13 protein-coding genes and 1 tRNA gene are annotated in these 15,576 nt (G+C 66.2%); 13 read left to right on the top strand and 1 reads right to left on the bottom strand.

What is annotated here, in order from left to right; translation table 11 throughout:
- Positions 1 to 131 precede the first annotated feature (131 nt).
- Positions 132 to 1,058, bottom strand: coding sequence for a D-glycero-beta-D-manno-heptose-7-phosphate kinase (gene rfaE1 / locus Q4F91_RS03420; protein ID WP_303334561.1), 927 nt, complete (start codon positions 1,056 to 1,058; stop codon positions 132 to 134).
- A 243-nt stretch (positions 1,059 to 1,301) separates the two neighbouring features.
- Here rfaE1 and Q4F91_RS03415 point away from each other — a divergent pair, with 243 nt between their 5' ends.
- The 13 genes from Q4F91_RS03415 to glyQ all read left to right on the top strand — a co-directional run bounded on the left by Q4F91_RS03415 (position 1,302) and on the right by glyQ (position 15,571).
- Positions 1,302 to 2,684 (top strand): phosphomannomutase/phosphoglucomutase, encoded by a 1,383-nt coding sequence (locus tag Q4F91_RS03415; RefSeq protein WP_303334559.1) that lies wholly within the window; start codon positions 1,302 to 1,304, stop codon positions 2,682 to 2,684.
- A 41-nt stretch (positions 2,685 to 2,725) separates the two neighbouring features.
- Complete coding sequence (locus tag Q4F91_RS03410; protein WP_303334557.1) at positions 2,726 to 4,195, top strand: glucose-6-phosphate isomerase; 1,470 nt, start codon at positions 2,726 to 2,728, stop codon at positions 4,193 to 4,195.
- Positions 4,192 to 5,172 carry a lipopolysaccharide heptosyltransferase I gene (gene waaC, locus Q4F91_RS03405; RefSeq protein WP_303334555.1) on the top strand — a complete coding sequence of 327 codons (981 nt, stop codon included), beginning with the start codon at positions 4,192 to 4,194 and terminating at the stop codon, positions 5,170 to 5,172. Before Q4F91_RS03410 ends, waaC begins: the two co-directional genes overlap by 4 nt.
- On the top strand, positions 5,169 to 6,485 hold the full coding sequence (locus tag Q4F91_RS03400; RefSeq protein WP_303334553.1) for a 3-deoxy-D-manno-octulosonic acid transferase: 1,317 nt from the start codon (positions 5,169 to 5,171) through the stop codon (positions 6,483 to 6,485). Before waaC ends, Q4F91_RS03400 begins: the two co-directional genes overlap by 4 nt.
- Entirely contained in the window at positions 6,446 to 7,294 is an 849-nt protein-coding gene (gene thiD, locus Q4F91_RS03395) for a bifunctional hydroxymethylpyrimidine kinase/phosphomethylpyrimidine kinase (protein ID WP_303334551.1), read from the top strand. Before Q4F91_RS03400 ends, thiD begins: the two co-directional genes overlap by 40 nt.
- A gap of 55 nt (positions 7,295 to 7,349) precedes the next feature.
- Positions 7,350 to 7,426, top strand: a tRNA-Met gene (locus Q4F91_RS03390).
- Between the two features lie 127 nt (positions 7,427 to 7,553).
- On the top strand, positions 7,554 to 8,843 hold the full coding sequence (gene miaB / locus Q4F91_RS03385; protein ID WP_303334568.1) for a tRNA (N6-isopentenyl adenosine(37)-C2)-methylthiotransferase MiaB: 1,290 nt from the start codon (positions 7,554 to 7,556) through the stop codon (positions 8,841 to 8,843).
- 82 nt (positions 8,844 to 8,925) lie between these two features.
- Positions 8,926 to 9,918 carry a PhoH family protein gene (locus tag Q4F91_RS03380; protein WP_303334566.1) on the top strand — a complete coding sequence of 331 codons (993 nt, stop codon included), beginning with the start codon at positions 8,926 to 8,928 and terminating at the stop codon, positions 9,916 to 9,918.
- On the top strand, positions 9,915 to 10,388 hold the full coding sequence (gene ybeY / locus Q4F91_RS03375; RefSeq protein WP_303334549.1) for an rRNA maturation RNase YbeY: 474 nt from the start codon (positions 9,915 to 9,917) through the stop codon (positions 10,386 to 10,388). Before Q4F91_RS03380 ends, ybeY begins: the two co-directional genes overlap by 4 nt.
- Before the next feature lie 50 nt (positions 10,389 to 10,438).
- A complete protein-coding gene (locus Q4F91_RS03370; RefSeq protein WP_303334547.1) occupies positions 10,439 to 11,284 on the top strand; it encodes an HlyC/CorC family transporter in 846 nt (281 codons plus the stop codon).
- Positions 11,268 to 12,839 carry an apolipoprotein N-acyltransferase gene (gene lnt, locus Q4F91_RS03365; RefSeq protein WP_303334545.1) on the top strand — a complete coding sequence of 524 codons (1,572 nt, stop codon included), beginning with the start codon at positions 11,268 to 11,270 and terminating at the stop codon, positions 12,837 to 12,839. The genes Q4F91_RS03370 and lnt overlap by 17 nt, the downstream gene beginning before the upstream one ends.
- A 419-nt stretch (positions 12,840 to 13,258) precedes the next feature.
- Positions 13,259 to 14,395 (top strand): porin, encoded by a 1,137-nt coding sequence (locus tag Q4F91_RS03360; RefSeq protein ID WP_303334543.1) that lies wholly within the window; start codon positions 13,259 to 13,261, stop codon positions 14,393 to 14,395.
- A gap of 264 nt (positions 14,396 to 14,659) precedes the next feature.
- Positions 14,660 to 15,571: a glycine--tRNA ligase subunit alpha gene (gene glyQ, locus Q4F91_RS03355; RefSeq protein WP_303334542.1), complete on the top strand. Its 912-nt coding sequence runs from the start codon at positions 14,660 to 14,662 to the stop codon at positions 15,569 to 15,571.
- The last annotated feature ends 5 nt before the right edge of the window (positions 15,572 to 15,576 follow it).

Genomic DNA, 15,576 nt, shown 5'->3' with positions numbered 1-15,576 from the left:
AGCACGTTGTTGCAGCCGATGAAGCCGGCCGCGCCGGTGACGAGAATGCTCATTTCTTTTTCCTGAATGTTGGGCGGCCCGCCTCTCACGGGGAGCCGCCTGGGGAACGGTGCTGCGAAAGGACTCCGGGCTTATTCGCCGAAGAGCTCCTCGTAGGAAACGGATGCGGTGCCGAGCTTGCCGACGACGATGCCGCCCGCGCGGTTGGCGATGGGAACGGCCTCCTCGATGGGCATGCCGGTGGCGAGCATCGCCGCGAGAATGCCGATCACGGTGTCGCCCGCGCCCGAGACGTCATAGACCTCGCGGGCCTGGGCGGGGACATTGAGCTGCCCGTCGGGCCCGAAGAGCGTCATGCCTTCCTCGCTGCGGGTGAGGAGCAGGTACTGCAGATCGAGCTCGCGGCGCAGGTTCTGCGCGCGCTCGATCAGGGCCTCCTCGCTCGACCAGCTGCCGATCACCTGGCGCAGTTCGGAGCGGTTCGGCGTGATCACCGTCGCGCCGCGGTAGCGGCTGTAGTCATCGCCCTTCGGGTCGATGAGGATCGGGATCTGCGCGGCGCGGGCGCCGGCGATCATCGCGATGATGTGGGAGAGCCCGCCCTTGCCGTAGTCGGAGAGCACGAGCGCCTCGTTCGTGCGCATGAGCTCGGTGAAGAGACCGAGGTGGCGCTTCAGGCACTCCTCGCCGGGCGCGGCTTCGAAGTCGCAGCGCACGAGCTGCTGCTGACGGGCGACCACGCGCAGCTTCACGGTGGTCTTCAGAGCATCGTCGAACTCAAGCTTCGGCGTGATGCCCTCGGCGATGAGGAGCCGCTCGATCGAGCGGCCGGCCTCGTCACCGCCCACGACGGAAAGGAGCGTCGAGGAGGCGCCCACTGCGGCGATGCTGCGGGCGACGTTGGCGGCGCCGCCGAGACGTTCCTCGGTGCGCACCACATTGACGACCGGCACGGGAGCCTCGGGCGAGATGCGGTCCACGTCGCCGAACCAGTAGCGGTCAAGCATCGCGTCGCCGGCAACGAGCACACGGGCGTTTTTGAGCAGGGTTCTGTCCATAAAAAATCTCCAGTGCTGACGTGCCGGGAGGGCACGTCAGCCGTGCGACGAATTTTAAGGGAGCCACTGCGTGTGCGCGAGGGTGGTTAAAAGTGGCTCGAACTGCAGGGTGCACAAGGCTAAAATTGAAAGTTCTACCTCAGGCAGGGACGTGTCGGCGGGATGCCGAGTCCAATTTGCCCGACGCGCGGAGAGACCCCTCTGCGCGGCTGAGGAGCCCGAACAAAACTGGAGAATTTTCTGATGCAGCTCGATCCGTCCATTTTCAAGGCCTACGACATCCGCGGTGTTGTCGACAGCACGCTCACCGAGGAGGCGGTCCGCGCGATCGGCCGCGTGCTCGGCACGCTTGCGATCGAGGCGGGCGCGCCCTCCTTCTGCGTGGCGCGCGACGGCCGTGTGTCGGGTGAGCGCCTGCTCGGCGCCCTGATCGACGGCATCTCCTCGACGGGCATCAAGGTGCTCAACGCCGGCGCCGTCCCGACCCCGGTCCTCTACTACGCCACCAAGCACTTCGGCAACGGCACGGGCGTCGCGGTCACGGGCTCGCACAACCCGCCCGACTGGAACGGCCTCAAGATGATGGTCGCCGGCGTCACGCTCTTCGCCGACAAGATCCAGGACATCCGCCGCCGCGCCGAAGCCGGCGACTGGATCACGGCTGAGCAGCCGGGCGAGGTCGAGTCGGTCGACGCGGTCGATCCCTACATCGAGAAGGCCCTGAACGGGATCAAGATCTCCCGCCGCCTCAAGGTCGTCGCTGACGCCGGCAACGGCATCGGCGGCCCGACCCTTCTCGCGCTCCTCTCGCGCCTTGACGTCGACGTGACGCCGCTCTTCTGCGAGCCCGACGGCACGTTCCCGAACCACCACCCGGATCCCTCGAAGCCGAAGAACCTCGCCGACCTCATCGCGAAGGTGAAGGAAATCGGCGCCGACTACGGCTTCGCGCTCGACGGCGACGGCGACCGCCTCGGCGTCGTCACGAACACGGGCGACGTGATCTTCCCCGACCGCCTGATGATGCTCTTCGCAGCGGACATTCTCACGCGCCACCCGGGCGAGCCGATCGTCTACGACGTGAAGTGCTCGCGCCGTCTCGTCGACTGGATCGCCGAGAAGGGCGGCGTGCCGACGATCAGCCCGACGGGCCACTCGCTCGTCAAGGCCAAGCTCCGTGAGACGCAGGCCCCGTTCGCGGGCGAGATGTCCGGCCACATCTTCTTCAACGACGAGCGCTGGACGGGCTTTGACGACGGTCTCTACTCGGCCGTGCGCCTCCTTGAGATCCTCTCGCGCTCCGACGATCCCTCGGAGACGCTCCGGAGCCTCCCGAACGCGGTGAACACCCCCGAGCTCCAGATCCCGATGAACGAAGGGGAGCCGAAGCGCTTCATCGAGCGCTTCAAGAGCGAGTGCAAGTTTGACGATGCCGAGCACGTGATCACCGTGGACGGCGTGCGCGTCGAGTGGAAGGACGGCTTCGCGCTCGCCCGCTCGTCCAACACCACCCCGGTCGTCGTGATCCGTTTCGAGGGCGACACCGAGGAAGCGCTCAAGCGCATCGAAAAGCGCTTCACCGAGGAGATGCGCCGCGTCGAACCGACGCTCCGTCTTCCCGAATAATTTCCCGGAACAGAACCCTCAAGCCTGCTGAAATCTCCACCATGCCGAAGAAGGAAAAGAACCAGAACATGCAGCCGAGCCACATTCCTTTCCTGCGCGAGAGCGCGCCCGAACGCGCGGTTGCCTGCGCCTGCGGCATCAAGCTTGACATCTCCCGCCAGCGTCTCACGGGCGAGGACCTGGACGAACTGATCGGTTTCGCCGAGAAGAAGGACCTTCTCGGCGCGCATGCCCGCATGTGCGCGGGCGAGACCGTGAACGCCGCCGAGGGCCGCGCGGCTCTGCACACGTCGCTGCGCGCCTTCTCGGCCGCGGCGCCGAAGTACGACGAGGTCGTCGCCGAGCGCAACCGTCTCTTCGCCTTCACGAAGGCGGTCCGCGAGGGCCGCTGGCGCGGCTGCCGCGGCGACCGCATCACGGACGTGATCAACATCGGCATCGGCGGCTCCGAGATGGGCCCGCACGCCGTCTGGCAGGCGCTCCGCACGGCGAACCCTGATCTCAAGCTCCACTTCCTCGCTTCCGTGGACGGCGTGCTCCTCGAGCGCATCCTCTCGGTCTGCAAGCCCCGCTCGACCCTCGTGATCGTGAGCTCGAAGAGCTTCACGACCCGCGAGACGCAGGTCAACGCCGCGGCCGTGGACCAGTGGCTCCTCGAGGGCGGCGTCGTGGGCGGCGACCGCGCCCGCCACATGGTGGTGGTCTCCTCCAACACGGCGGCGGCCGACGCGATGTGCCTGCCCCCGGAGAACCAGTTCCGCATCTGGGACTGGGTGGGCGGCCGCTTCTCCGTCTGGAGCGCGATCGGACTCCCCGTGATGCTCGCTCTCGGCACCGAGGCCTTCACGGAGTTCCTCATGGGCGCGAACGAGATGGACCGCCATTCGCTCGAGACGCCCGTGGGGCAGAACCTCCCGGCGCTCCTCGCGCTCCTTGAGTACTGGAACGCCAACCGTCTCGGCATCACCTCGCACTGCATGCTCCCCTATGACGAGCGTCTGCGCACGCTCGTGCCCTGGCTGCAGCAGCTCGAGATGGAGTCGCTCGGCAAGACCACGGGCGCCGACGGCAAGCACGTCGAGGGCTTCACGGGCCTGCAGGTCTGGGGCCACAACGGCAACGAGGGCCAGCACAGCTTCTACCAGTGGCTGCGTGACGGCACGGGCCGCACGAGCATTGACCTCCTCTGGAGCGAGATGCCCGGCCACCGCTATGCCGAGCACTACCGCGTGCTCCTCGCGAACGCCCGCGCTCAGGCCGAGGCGCTCGTGATGCGCGGTCCCGGCAACCCCTTCTTCAACGCGGTCTCGACGATCGTGCTCGACGCCGTGACGCCGCGCCGTCTCGGCGCCCTCATGGCGATGTACGAGCACAAGACCACGATGCTCGGCCACATCCTCGGACTCAATCCGTTCGACCAGCCCGGCGTCGAGCTCGGCAAGCGCCTCTCGCGGCGCGCGGAGGGCGGCGCTGACCTTCAGGCCATCCTTGCCGAGGTTGCGCTTCAATGAGCACGCCGAAGAAGATCCTGATCATCAAGTCCTCCTCCATGGGGGACATCATCCATGCGCTCCCCGTGGCGCATGACATCCGGAAGGCTCTCCCTGACGTGCGCATCGACTGGGTCGCCGAGGAGAGCTTCCGGGACATTCCGACGCTCGCCCCCGCGGTGGAGAAGGTCCAGGTGACCGCCTTCCGCCGCTGGCGGAAGTCGCTCCTCTCGGCCGGGACCCGCGCCGAGATAGCCGCCTTCAAAGAGGGGCTCCGTGCCGAGCGCTATGACTGCGTGCTCGACATCCAGGGCCTGATGCGCTCCGGCCTCGTCGCCCGCTGGACGGGCGTCCCCTCGACGGGCTACACCTTCGGCACCATCCGCGAGCCCCTCGCGGCGCTCGCCTACTCGAGGCGCCTCGATCTCCCCGAGTCGCTCGGCGCCGTGAAGCGCTATCGCATGGCAGCGGCCGAGACGCTCGGCTACACGATCGACCCGGAGCACCCGGTCTTCGGGCTTGAGGCCCGCGGGAAGGCTCCGGTCGAGGCCGATGGCCCCACGGTCTCCTTCGCGGTCAACACGAGCCGCGACGAGAAGCTCTGGCCCGAGACGCACTGGACCGAGCTCGGTCTCGCGCTCCGCGCCCGCGGCTTCACGCCCGTCATCTACTGGGGCGGCAAGGCCGAGGAGGAGAGGGCGAAGCGCATCGCCGCCACGATCCCCGGCGCGCTCGTGTCGCCCAGGGCCCGTCTCTCCGACGTGGCCGCTGGCCTGCAGAAGGCGAGCCTCATGATCGGCGTCGACACGGGCCTCGCGCACCTCGCCGCGGCGCTCGGCTGCCCGAGCGTCGGCATCTTCGTCGCCACGCCCACCGAGACGCTGGGCCTGATCGGTGACGGCCCGACGGAAAACCTCGGCGGCAAGGGACAGATCCCCTCGGCCGCCGCCGTGCTCGCCGCCTGCGAGCGCGTGCTTGAGAAGAAGAACAACCGATGAAAATCACGCCCGGGATATACCGCTGCGTCACCACGGTGGCGCTTCCGCTGGCGAGCCTCTATCTGATGTGGCGCTCCCGCCGCCAGCCCGCCTATCGCGACTACTGGGACGAGCGCTTCGCCTGGGGCACGTATCCGCTGCGCCAGGACTCCCGCCCCCGCGTGTGGATCCACGCGGTGAGCGTGGGCGAGACGAACGCGGCGCGTCCGCTCCTTGAGGCGATGCTCAAGGCCTGGCCCGAGTGCGACGTGGTGCTCACGCACATGACGCCCACGGGCCGCGAGGCCGGCAAGAAGCTCGTGCGCCTCGCGCCCGAGCGCATCCACCAGTGCTACCTGCCCTATGACGCGCCCTACGCGGTCGAGAAGTTCGTCCGTCAGACGCGCCCCACGCTCGGCGTCATCATGGAGACCGAGGTGTGGCCGAACCTGATCGAGGAACTCGCCCGCCGCCAGATCCCCGTCGTGCTCGCCAACGCCCGCGAGAGCGAGAAGTCCCGCGCGCAGGCTGAGAAGGTGATCGACGTGATGCGCCCGGCCTTCGGGTCCTTCTCGGCGGTGCTCGCGCAGAGCGACGAGGACAAGGAACGCCTCGAGAGCCTCGGCGCCCGCGACGTCGAGGTGACCGGCAGCCTCAAGTTCGACATCCGCGCCGACGCTTCGCAGGTGGCGACCGCGCACATCTGGCGCGAGGCCATCGGCCGCCCGGTGCTGCTTCTCGCCTCCACCCGCCAGGGCGAGGAGGAGATGTTCCTCGATGCCCTCAAAAAGCATCCCGAGCTCACGAAGACCGTTCAGATCGTGCTCGTTCCGCGCCATCCCGAGCGCTTCACCCCCGTCGCGGAGCAGATCCGCGCCGCGGGCCTCAAAGTCGCGCGCCGCTCCGGGCTCTCGGACCCGAAGGACATCCCCGAGGGCACCGACGTGATCCTCGGCGACAGCATGGGCGAGATGAGCTTTTACTGCGCACTCGCGACCTTCACGATCATGGGCGGCTCGTTCGCTAACTGCGGCTCGCAGAACGTGGTCGAGCCCGCGCTCGCCGGGTCCCCGGTCATCGTGGGGCCCTCGACCTTCAACTTTGACCGCATCATCCGCGAGGGCATCGCCGCGGGCGGCATGGTGCAGGTGAAGGACGCCGACGGCGCCTTCGGCGTTGTCGAGGGCTGGATCGCCGAGCCCGGGCGCCGCGCCGCCGCGGCCGAGGCCGCGCGCACGTTCGCCCAGGGGTGCGCCGGCGCCACGGACCGCATGATGAAGATTCTGGAGAAGCTATGGAGCTACGCAAGGAAGAACGAGTCCCGAATGTACTGACCATCGCGGGCATTGATCCCTCGGGCGGCGCGGGACTGCTCGCCGACGTGAAGGCCATGAGCGCGCTCGGCGTCTACGCCGCGGGCGTGCCCACGGCGCTCACCGCGCAGAACACGCGGGGCGTCACGGGCGTGCAGGCGATCACGCCGGAGTTCGTGCGCGCCGAGCTCGAGGCCGTCTTCTCCGACCTCGCGATCGACGCGGTGAAGATCGGGATGCTCAACGACAGCGCCGTGATCGGCGAGGTCGCCGGCGCCTTGAGGAAGTACCGCCTCCGCTGGGTCGTGCTCGACCCGGTGATGGTCGCGAAGAGCGGCGACAGGCTGCTGCGCGCCGATGCGCTCGATGCGCTGCGCCGCGTGCTCCTTCCCTGCGCGACCCTCATCACGCCGAACATCCCCGAGGCGCTTGACCTTCTCGATCTGCCGGAGAACGCCATCACCACCCGCGAGACCATGTCCCGCGCGGCGAGGGCGCTGCAGAGCCGCTTCGGCGTGCCCTGGGTGCTCGTGAAGGGCGGCCATCTCACGGGCGAGGAGTCCCCGGACTGCCTCGCCGGCCCCGGAAACGCGCTCGTGTGGTTCGAGGGGAAGCGGACGCCCACGAAGAACACGCACGGCACGGGCTGCACGCTCTCGTCCTCGATCGCGGCGCGTCTCGCCTATCTGAACGACGTTGCCCAGGCGATCCAGGAGGCGAAGGAGTACCTCTCGGTCGCGATCGCGCACGCCGACGAACTCAATGCCGGCGGGGGCCACGGCCCCGTCCACCACTTCTGGTCTCTCTGGAATGCAACAAAATGTAACTGAACTCAAGGTCACCCTTGACGGATGGTTCTAGGTCAGGCAATATTCGCATCCTCACGGCGCATTAGCTCAGTCGGTTAGAGCAGAGGAATCATAATCCTTGTGTCCGCGGTTCGAGTCCGTGATGCGCCACCAGACATCCTGAAGAAAGCCTCGCGGAATCCGCGGGGCTTTTTTCTTAAGCCGCCTCCGGATCTAAACCGTGCCCGCGACAGACACCCCCAAGCTTTCCAAGCTTTACCTGCGCAGCTTCGGCTGCCAGATGAACGACTACGATTCCGCCCGCATCGCCGACCTCCTGAAGGAGGACATGGGTCTCGAGAAGACCGATGTCCTTGAGGAAGCCGATGTCGTGGTTCTCAACACCTGCTCGATCCGTGAGAAGGCCCAGGAAAAGGTCTTCTCCGACCTCGGACGCATCCGTGAGGCGAAGAAGCTTCACCCCGGCATGATGATCGCCGTGGGCGGATGCGTGGCGAGCCAGGAGGGCGAAAAGATCCTGAAGCGCGCCCCCTGGGTCGACGCGGTCTTCGGCCCCCAGACGCTCCACCGCCTCCCCGAGATGCTCCGCGAGCGCGCCGCCACCGGCCGCCCGCAGGTGGACATCAGCTTCCCCGAGATCGAGAAGTTCGACGCGCTCCCCGCCCCGCAGGCCGAGGGCGCCGCTGCCTTCGTCTCGATCATGGAGGGGTGCTCCAAGTACTGCACCTACTGCGTCGTGCCCTACACCCGCGGCGAGGAGATCTCGCGTCCGCTCGTTGATGTCCTCGTCGAGTGCGCGCAGCTCGCCGACCAGGGCGTGAAGGAGGTGACGCTCCTCGGCCAGAACGTGAACGCCTACCAGGGCAGGACCCCGGACGGCGACACGGCTGACTTCGCTCTGCTCCTTGAGTATGTGAGCGAGATCTCCGGCATCGAGCGCATCCGCTACACGACGAACCATCCGAGGGAGTTCACGCAGCGCCTGATCGACGCCTATGCGAAGCTCCCGAAGCTCGTGAACCACGTGCACCTGCCCGTCCAGTCGGGCTCGGACCGCATCCTCGCGGCGATGAAGCGCGGCTACACGGTGCTCGAGTACAAGTCGATCATCAGGCGTCTCCGTGCGGTGCGCCCGAACATCTCGATCGCGACCGACTTCATCGTGGGCTTCCCCGGCGAGACCGCAGAGGACTTCGAGCGCACGATGGACCTGATTGAGTTCGCGCACTTCGACGCGAGCTTCAGCTTCGTCTACAGCCCGCGCCCGGGCACGCCCGCGGCGCGCCTGCCCGATGACACGCCCTATCAGGTGAAGCTCGAGCGCCTGCAGCGCCTGCAGAAGCGGATCGACGAGAATGCGACCGAGATCAGTGAGGGCATGCTCGGGAATCTCGAGCGCGTGCTCGTTCTCGGACCGTCGCGCCGCGGCGGCAGCGAGCTCATGGCGAGGACGGACAACAACCGCATCGTGAACTTCGAGGGCTCCCCCGATCTCATCAACCGCATGGCGACCGTGCGCATCACTTCGGTGTATCCGCATTCCCTCGGCGGCGAACTCGTCACCGAATAACTTCCAGAGAGGACAGAGAGTGGCAGACGAAAAGAAGAACCCGGTCGAGCACTACACGCTCGCGGCGGACGCTGCCGGCACGGTGCTCGCGCACCTCTGCGGGCCGCTTGACGAGAACATCCGCCAGATCGAGACGATCCTCTCGGTGACGATCTCGCGCCGCGGCGGCCAGTTCCGCGTCTCGGGCGAGCAGCACGCCGCCCGCAGGGCGCTCCGTGCGCTCGAGGTGCTCCTTGACCGCGTGAAGCGCACCGGGGTCGAGCTCTCCCCCGATGACATCCAGTGGCACTTCGTCGGCAATGACGACGAGGCGAGGGAGGCCGAGGGCGATGGCGCCGGCACGGGCGAGATCATGCTGAAGACCCGCCGCCGCGACCTGCGCGGCCGCACGCCCAACCAGCGCGCCTACCTGCAGGCCATCCTCTCGCACGACATCAGCTTCGGCATCGGGCCGGCGGGCACGGGCAAGACCTACCTTGCCGTCGCGGCGGCCGTCGACGCCTTCGAGCGCGGCACCGTCGAACGCATCGTGCTCACGCGCCCCGCGGTCGAGGCGGGCGAACGCCTTGGGTTCCTCCCGGGCGACCTCGCGCAGAAGGTCGACCCCTATCTGCGTCCGCTCTATGACGCGCTCTTCGACCTGATGGGCTTTGACAAGGCGCAGCGCCTGATGGAGCGTCAGGCGATCGAGGTGGCGCCCCTTGCCTACATGCGCGGCCGCACGCTCAACAACGCCTTCGTCATCCTCGACGAGGCGCAGAACACCACGGGCGAGCAGATGAAGATGTTCCTCACCCGCATCGGCTTCGGCTCGAAGGCGGTGATCACGGGCGACATCACGCAGATCGACCTCCCGAAGGGCGTCCTCTCGGGCCTCAAGCAGGCCTCGAAGGTGCTCGAGGGCGTGCGCGGCATCAGCTTCACCCACTTCCGCTCGAGCGACGTCGTCCGCCACCCGCTCGTGGCGCGTATCGTTGAGGCGTACGAGGCGGCTTCCGCTGCCGAGGAAGCCGCGAGAAAGGCCGAGCGCGAGGCGAGGAAGGCCGCGCACCTGGCCGCGGAGAAGGAAGAATGACGACTGAGAAGAAGCCGGAGCTCACGCTCCACCTGCAGCAGGCCGCGATGTTCCGCGACAAGCTCCCCGACCGCAAGGTGATGGCGCGCTGGATGCGCGCCGCGCTCGAGCACGACGGCGAGTTCACCGTCCGCTTCGTCGACGAGGAGGAGGGCAGGGCGCTCAACAGCCAGTACCGCGGCAAGGATTACGCGACGAACGTGCTCACCTTCGACTACACCCGCGAGCCCGTCGTCACCGCCGACATCGTGATCTGCCCGGCGGTGCTCGAGCGCCAGGCCGCGGAGCAGGAGAAGCCCTTCCGCGACCACCTCGCGCACCTGCTCGTGCACGGGGTGCTCCACGCCGAGGGGTACGACCACCTCGACGACGAGGAAGCCGAGGAGATGGAGTCCCGCGAGACCGAGATTCTCACCGGTCTCGGTTTTCCAAATCCTTACAGTGACCGAATCGGTATGGTCCACGACTGAGGCCCGAAAAAGGCTAATATCGAAGACGTTTCCCCCATCAACCGACTTAAATGTCCACCGAAGAACCATCCTCACAAAGCCGGAAACAAGGCTTTTTTGACCGCATCACCTCCCACTTCCGCGACGAACCGGACGACGAGGGAACCGCGAAGAACGATCTCGCCGAGGCGCTCTCCGAAGCCCGCGCAAGCGGCGTCATCGCGGCCGATGCGTTTTCCATGATCGAGGGCGCGCTGAAGGTCTCCGACCTGCGCGCCTCGGATCTGATGATCCCGCGCGCTCAGGTTGACGCCGTTGACCTCACGGACAACCAGAACGACTGGATCCGCAAGGTGATCGAGTCCGGGCACTCGCGCTTCCCTGCCGTCGAGGGCGACCTTGACGAAGTGGCCGGCATCCTGCACGCGAAGGACCTCCTCAAGCTCCTCATCGACCCCAAGATCGACCCGAGGACGATGCTGCGCCCGGCGCGCTTCATCCCGGAGAGCCAGCCGATCAACGTGCTGCTCAAGGACTTCAAGGCGACGCGCAGCCACCTCGCGCTCGTGATCGACGAGTTCGGCAGCATCTCGGGTCTCATCACGATCGAGGATGTGCTCGAGCAGATCGTCGGCGACATCTCCGACGAATTCGACCGTGATGACTCGAAGGCGAACATCGTCCCCGAGGGGGACGGCACCTGGCGCGTGCGCGCCTACACGCCGATCGAGCAGTTCAACGACTACTTCGGCGCCCGTCTGCAGGACGACTACTGCGAGACGATCGGCGGTCTGGTGACGGACCGCTTCGAGCACGTGCCGAAGGTGGGCGAGACCATCGAGGAGAACGGCTTCCTCTTCCGCATCATCCGCGGCGACGACCGTCAGGTCGAGCTCCTCAGTGTGGAGCGCCACTGACGTGGGTGATCCGTTCGCGCCTCTGAACAAGTTTGTTCACTCCCGCAGCGGCCGCTGGCTCACGGCGGTCGCGGCGGTTGCCTTGGGCGGCCTCTACTCGACCGCCTTCGCGCCCCTTTCGCTCAAGGTTCCGGGCTTCATCGGCCTCACTGCGGGCCTCGTTCTCATGGCAGCCCATCGGAGCGCCTGGCCTGCGTTCTTCCTCGGGTTCCTCTTCGCGCTCGGCGCCTTCGTGCCGGGTCTCTCCTGGACGGTGCGCTCCATGGCGGAGTTCGGCCGGATTCCGATGCCGGTCGCCCTCCTCGGGCTCGTGGCGCTCGCCGCTCTCTGCGCGCTCTTCTGGGCCGTCGCGGCTGCGGTGACGGCGAAGTTCTGCCGGACCTTCACGCCGAGGCTTCTCGGGCTGGCCGGCGCGCTCACGGTCTTTGAGTGGCTGCGCGGCTCCGGATTCGCTGACTTCGGGTGGCTGACGCCCGCGCTCGCGACGCTCGACACGGCGTTCACGGGCTTCGCGCCCCTCGGGGGCGGCCATCTCGTCAACCTGATGCTGCTCCTTTCGCTTGCCGGCTTCGCGGCGGCTCTCATCGGCAGGGCGAGAAGGCAACTCCTGCCCACGTTCCTCCTCGCGCTCCCCGCCGTGCTCATCATGGCCGGCATCTGGAGCGGGGCGCACACGTGGTCCGAGCCCGCGGGCAAGGTGAACGTGCGCCTCGTTCAGGCGAACCTGCCCGTAGTGGACGGCTGGACGCGTGCCAGCGCCGCCGACCGTCTTGATGTCGCTTCAGAATTGATGCGCACGCCCTGGGACGCTGAGGTGAAGTCCCCGAGACTCGTCCTCACCGCCGAGGGCATCATCTCGAGCGACATCCTTCGCTTGAATCAGAAGGGCCAGGAGGCGCTCGAGAAGTTCCTCGAGAGCGCGGGCGGCCCGGTGCTCTTCAACGGCTTCCGCAGGGACGAGAACCGCAGCTGGCTCAACTCCTCGTTCCTCGTCGAGGGCGCGACCGTCGCGGTCACCGACAAGCGCAAGCTCGTGCCCTTCGGCGAATACGTCCCGCCGGGCTTCCGCTGGTTCGTGGACGCGATGGGCATTCCGTTGACAGACCTCACCGCGGGCGGGTTCGAACAGACGGCGCTTCCCGTCGCGGGCATCCGCGCGGGCATTCTCATCTGCTACGAGAACCTGGACGGCGAGGTCCTGAGGAGCCTCTGGCGCGATCCCGAGGCCGCGCCGAACCTCCTCGTCGTCACCGCGAACCTCGGCTGGTTCTCGCCCTCGATCATCCCGCAGCACCTCGACATGACGAGGCTTCTCGCCATCGCCTCGGCGAGACCCGCCGCGAGTGTGAACATGAGCGGAAGATCCGCTCTGATCGATGAAAAGGGGCGCAGGATAGCCCAGGCTCCGGTGAAGGGAGCCGCGGTTCTGACGCGCGAGATCTCCGTCACCGCCGGTTCGCCCACGCCGTTCATCCGCTTCGGCGATGTCCCGGCGCTGATCCTCGCTGTGCTCACGCTCCTCGGCTGCGCGGTTTACTCGAGGAAATTCAGCTGATCCAACCCCTCCGGAGGTACCGTTCTCCGGGCTGAAGAGACTTCAAGGGCGCATCACCTGCTTCGCCGGGAGGTGCGCCTTTTCGCATCCGGGGAGGCGTGGCTCAAAGCGAACTGAGAGCGATTGCGAGAGTGGGAAACGGCGTGCGAATACGAGCGAATCTCATTCTGTTGCTTAACTAACACAGTCTAGTTTTTTGCTAAGTAACTGTTATTTGGGGAAGTGCTCGGGGGCTCCTGAAACGAAATGAGACGAATTGCTAACGAACCTGTACGATCAGCGTCAGCCTTCAGGAAACGGTGACTCCGACTCCGTGTGTCTGAACGGCACCGGGAAGACGAAAGTCCTTCCTGAACGCACAAATTTACGTTCATGTCGCGAGGGCTCGCGACAGGACAACTCTCAGGGCTTTACACATCATGAAGAAGACTCTTGCTGCTCTCGCCGTCCTCGGCGCTTTTGCCGGCACGGCTGCCGCCGCTGACGTCACGCTCTACGGCGTGGTCGATACCGGCCTTATGTATTCCTATTCCAAGTCGAACTCCTTCACCGCCAACGGCGATGACGTGAACAAGCTTGAAATGTCCTCCGGCGTCAACTCCGGCTCGCGCTTCGGCCTGAAGGGCACCGAGGATCTCGGCAACGGCATCAAGATCGGCTTCCGTCTTGAGAACGGCTTCAGCTCTGACGACGGCACGCTCGGTCAGGGCGGCCGCCTCTTCGGCCGTGAGGCTCAGGTCTCCGTCTACACCGACTACGGCACGCTGTCCCTCGGCCGCATGGGCGCCCTCGGTGGTGCTGCTGGCACGTACGACATCATCTACGCGATCGGCGACTCCTTTGACGGCGGCGACGAGTTCGTCTTCGGCATGCCCGGCACGGATCGCTTTGACAACCTCGTTGTCTACCAGACCCCGCAGTTCGCCGGCCTCCAGGTGACCGGCATGTACTCCTTCAAGAAGGATTCTTCTGGCCAGGGCACGGAAGGCACCTTCTCGAGCGAAGACCGCTATGCTGGCCTCTCGCTGACGGGTGAGTACGGCCCCGCCCAGTTCGTCCTCGCCGGCGAAATGACGAAGTATGGCTATAACGGTGCTGGTGCCTCCCGCACGCTCCCGGACGATGCCTACATCATCTCCCTCGGCGGCAACTACAACTTCGAGGTTGTTCAGGTCTTCGCGATGGCGCAGTACTTCAAGAACCTTGATGACTTCACGGTTTCGGATGAAGACACCGGCTTTGGCCTTACCCCGGCCAAGGGCTATAAGGGCTACAGCGTGCATCTCGGTGCGATCGCCCCGATCGCCGGCGGCGACCTGACGGTCGGTGCGTACTACACGGATGGCTCGGCTGAGGAAGTCGCCACTGGTGTTGATGCTGACCTCACCTACTACGGTCTCGCTGCCCGCTACTGCTACCCGCTCTCCGAGCGCACCACGATCTACGTGGGCGGCGGCTACGGCGAAGTCACTGCTGACAAGTACGATGCTGCTCACACGCAGGATGCTGAGTACAAGCTCGGCGGCGTCTACGTCGGTCTCGACCACCACTTCTAATCCGTCAGACCGCCTGAGCATCACGGCTCAGGCCTGAGGATTAAAAGATGCTTTCGGCGCATTCTCTTCGGAGGGTGCGCCGAATTCTTTTTGGGTGCTGTCCACACTGGCGGACGGTTCCGGCCTGAAGACGGGCGCCGAGGGTCGCGAAGCCCCGGGCGGGCCTCGTATAATTCAATATTTGCTCGAAACGCCGCTTCGAACCCCGGGGCGGCTCTTTCCTTTCACTCAAGCGCCGCCCGCCAGAGCGGTGCGGACAAGACAATGATTACTTTTCAGGAAGTGATCCTGCGCCTGCAGGAATACTGGAACCGGCAGGGCTGCGCGCTGCTGCAGCCGATCGACATGGAGGTCGGCGCCGGCACCTCCCACACCGCCACGTTCCTGCGCGCCCTCGGCCCCGAGCCCTGGCGTGCCGCGTACGTCCAGCCCTCGCGCCGTCCGAAGGACGGCCGCTACGGCGAGAACCCCAACCGCCTGCACCAGCATCACCAGTACCAGGTCGTGCTGAAGCCCGCCCCCACGAACATCGTTGACCTCTACCTCGGCTCGCTCCGCGCCCTTGGCGTCGACACCGAGGTGAACGACATCCGCTTCGTCGAGGACAACTGGGAGAACCCGACCTTGGGCGCCTGGGGTCTCGGCTGGGAAGTCTGGATGAACGGCATGGAAGTGACGCAGTTCACCTACTTCCAGCAGGTCGGCGGCCTCGAGTGCAAGCCGATCACCGGTGAGATCACCTACGGTCTCGAGCGTCTGACGATGTACCTGCAGAACTGCGACAACGTCTTCGACCTCGTCTTCACGACCTGGAAGGAGCCCGACGGCTCCGAGCGCAAGCTCACCTACGGCGACGTCTTCCACCAAAACGAGGTGGAGCAGTCGACCTACAACTTCGAGGCGAGCGACTGCCAGAAGCTTCTCGGCCAGTTCGACTACTACGAGACCGAGGCGAAGCGCCTGATGGATCTCAACCTCGCCCTCCCGGCCTACGAGATGGTTCTCAAGGCCGGCCATACCTTCAACCTGCTCGACGCCCACGGCGCGATCTCGGTGACGGAACGCGCGCACTACATCGCCCGCATCCGTGCCATTTCGAGGAACGTCGCCCAGAGCTACTACGACTCGCGTGAACGCCTCGGCTTCCCGATGCTGCGCAAGCCCGCGGCCTGCTGATCGAC

The sequence above is a fragment of the Sutterella sp. genome (assembly GCF_030539355.1).
In the GTDB taxonomy this organism is placed as follows: Bacteria; Pseudomonadota; Gammaproteobacteria; order Burkholderiales; family Burkholderiaceae_F; genus Sutterella.
This window is presented reverse-complemented; position numbering and strand designations above follow the sequence as displayed.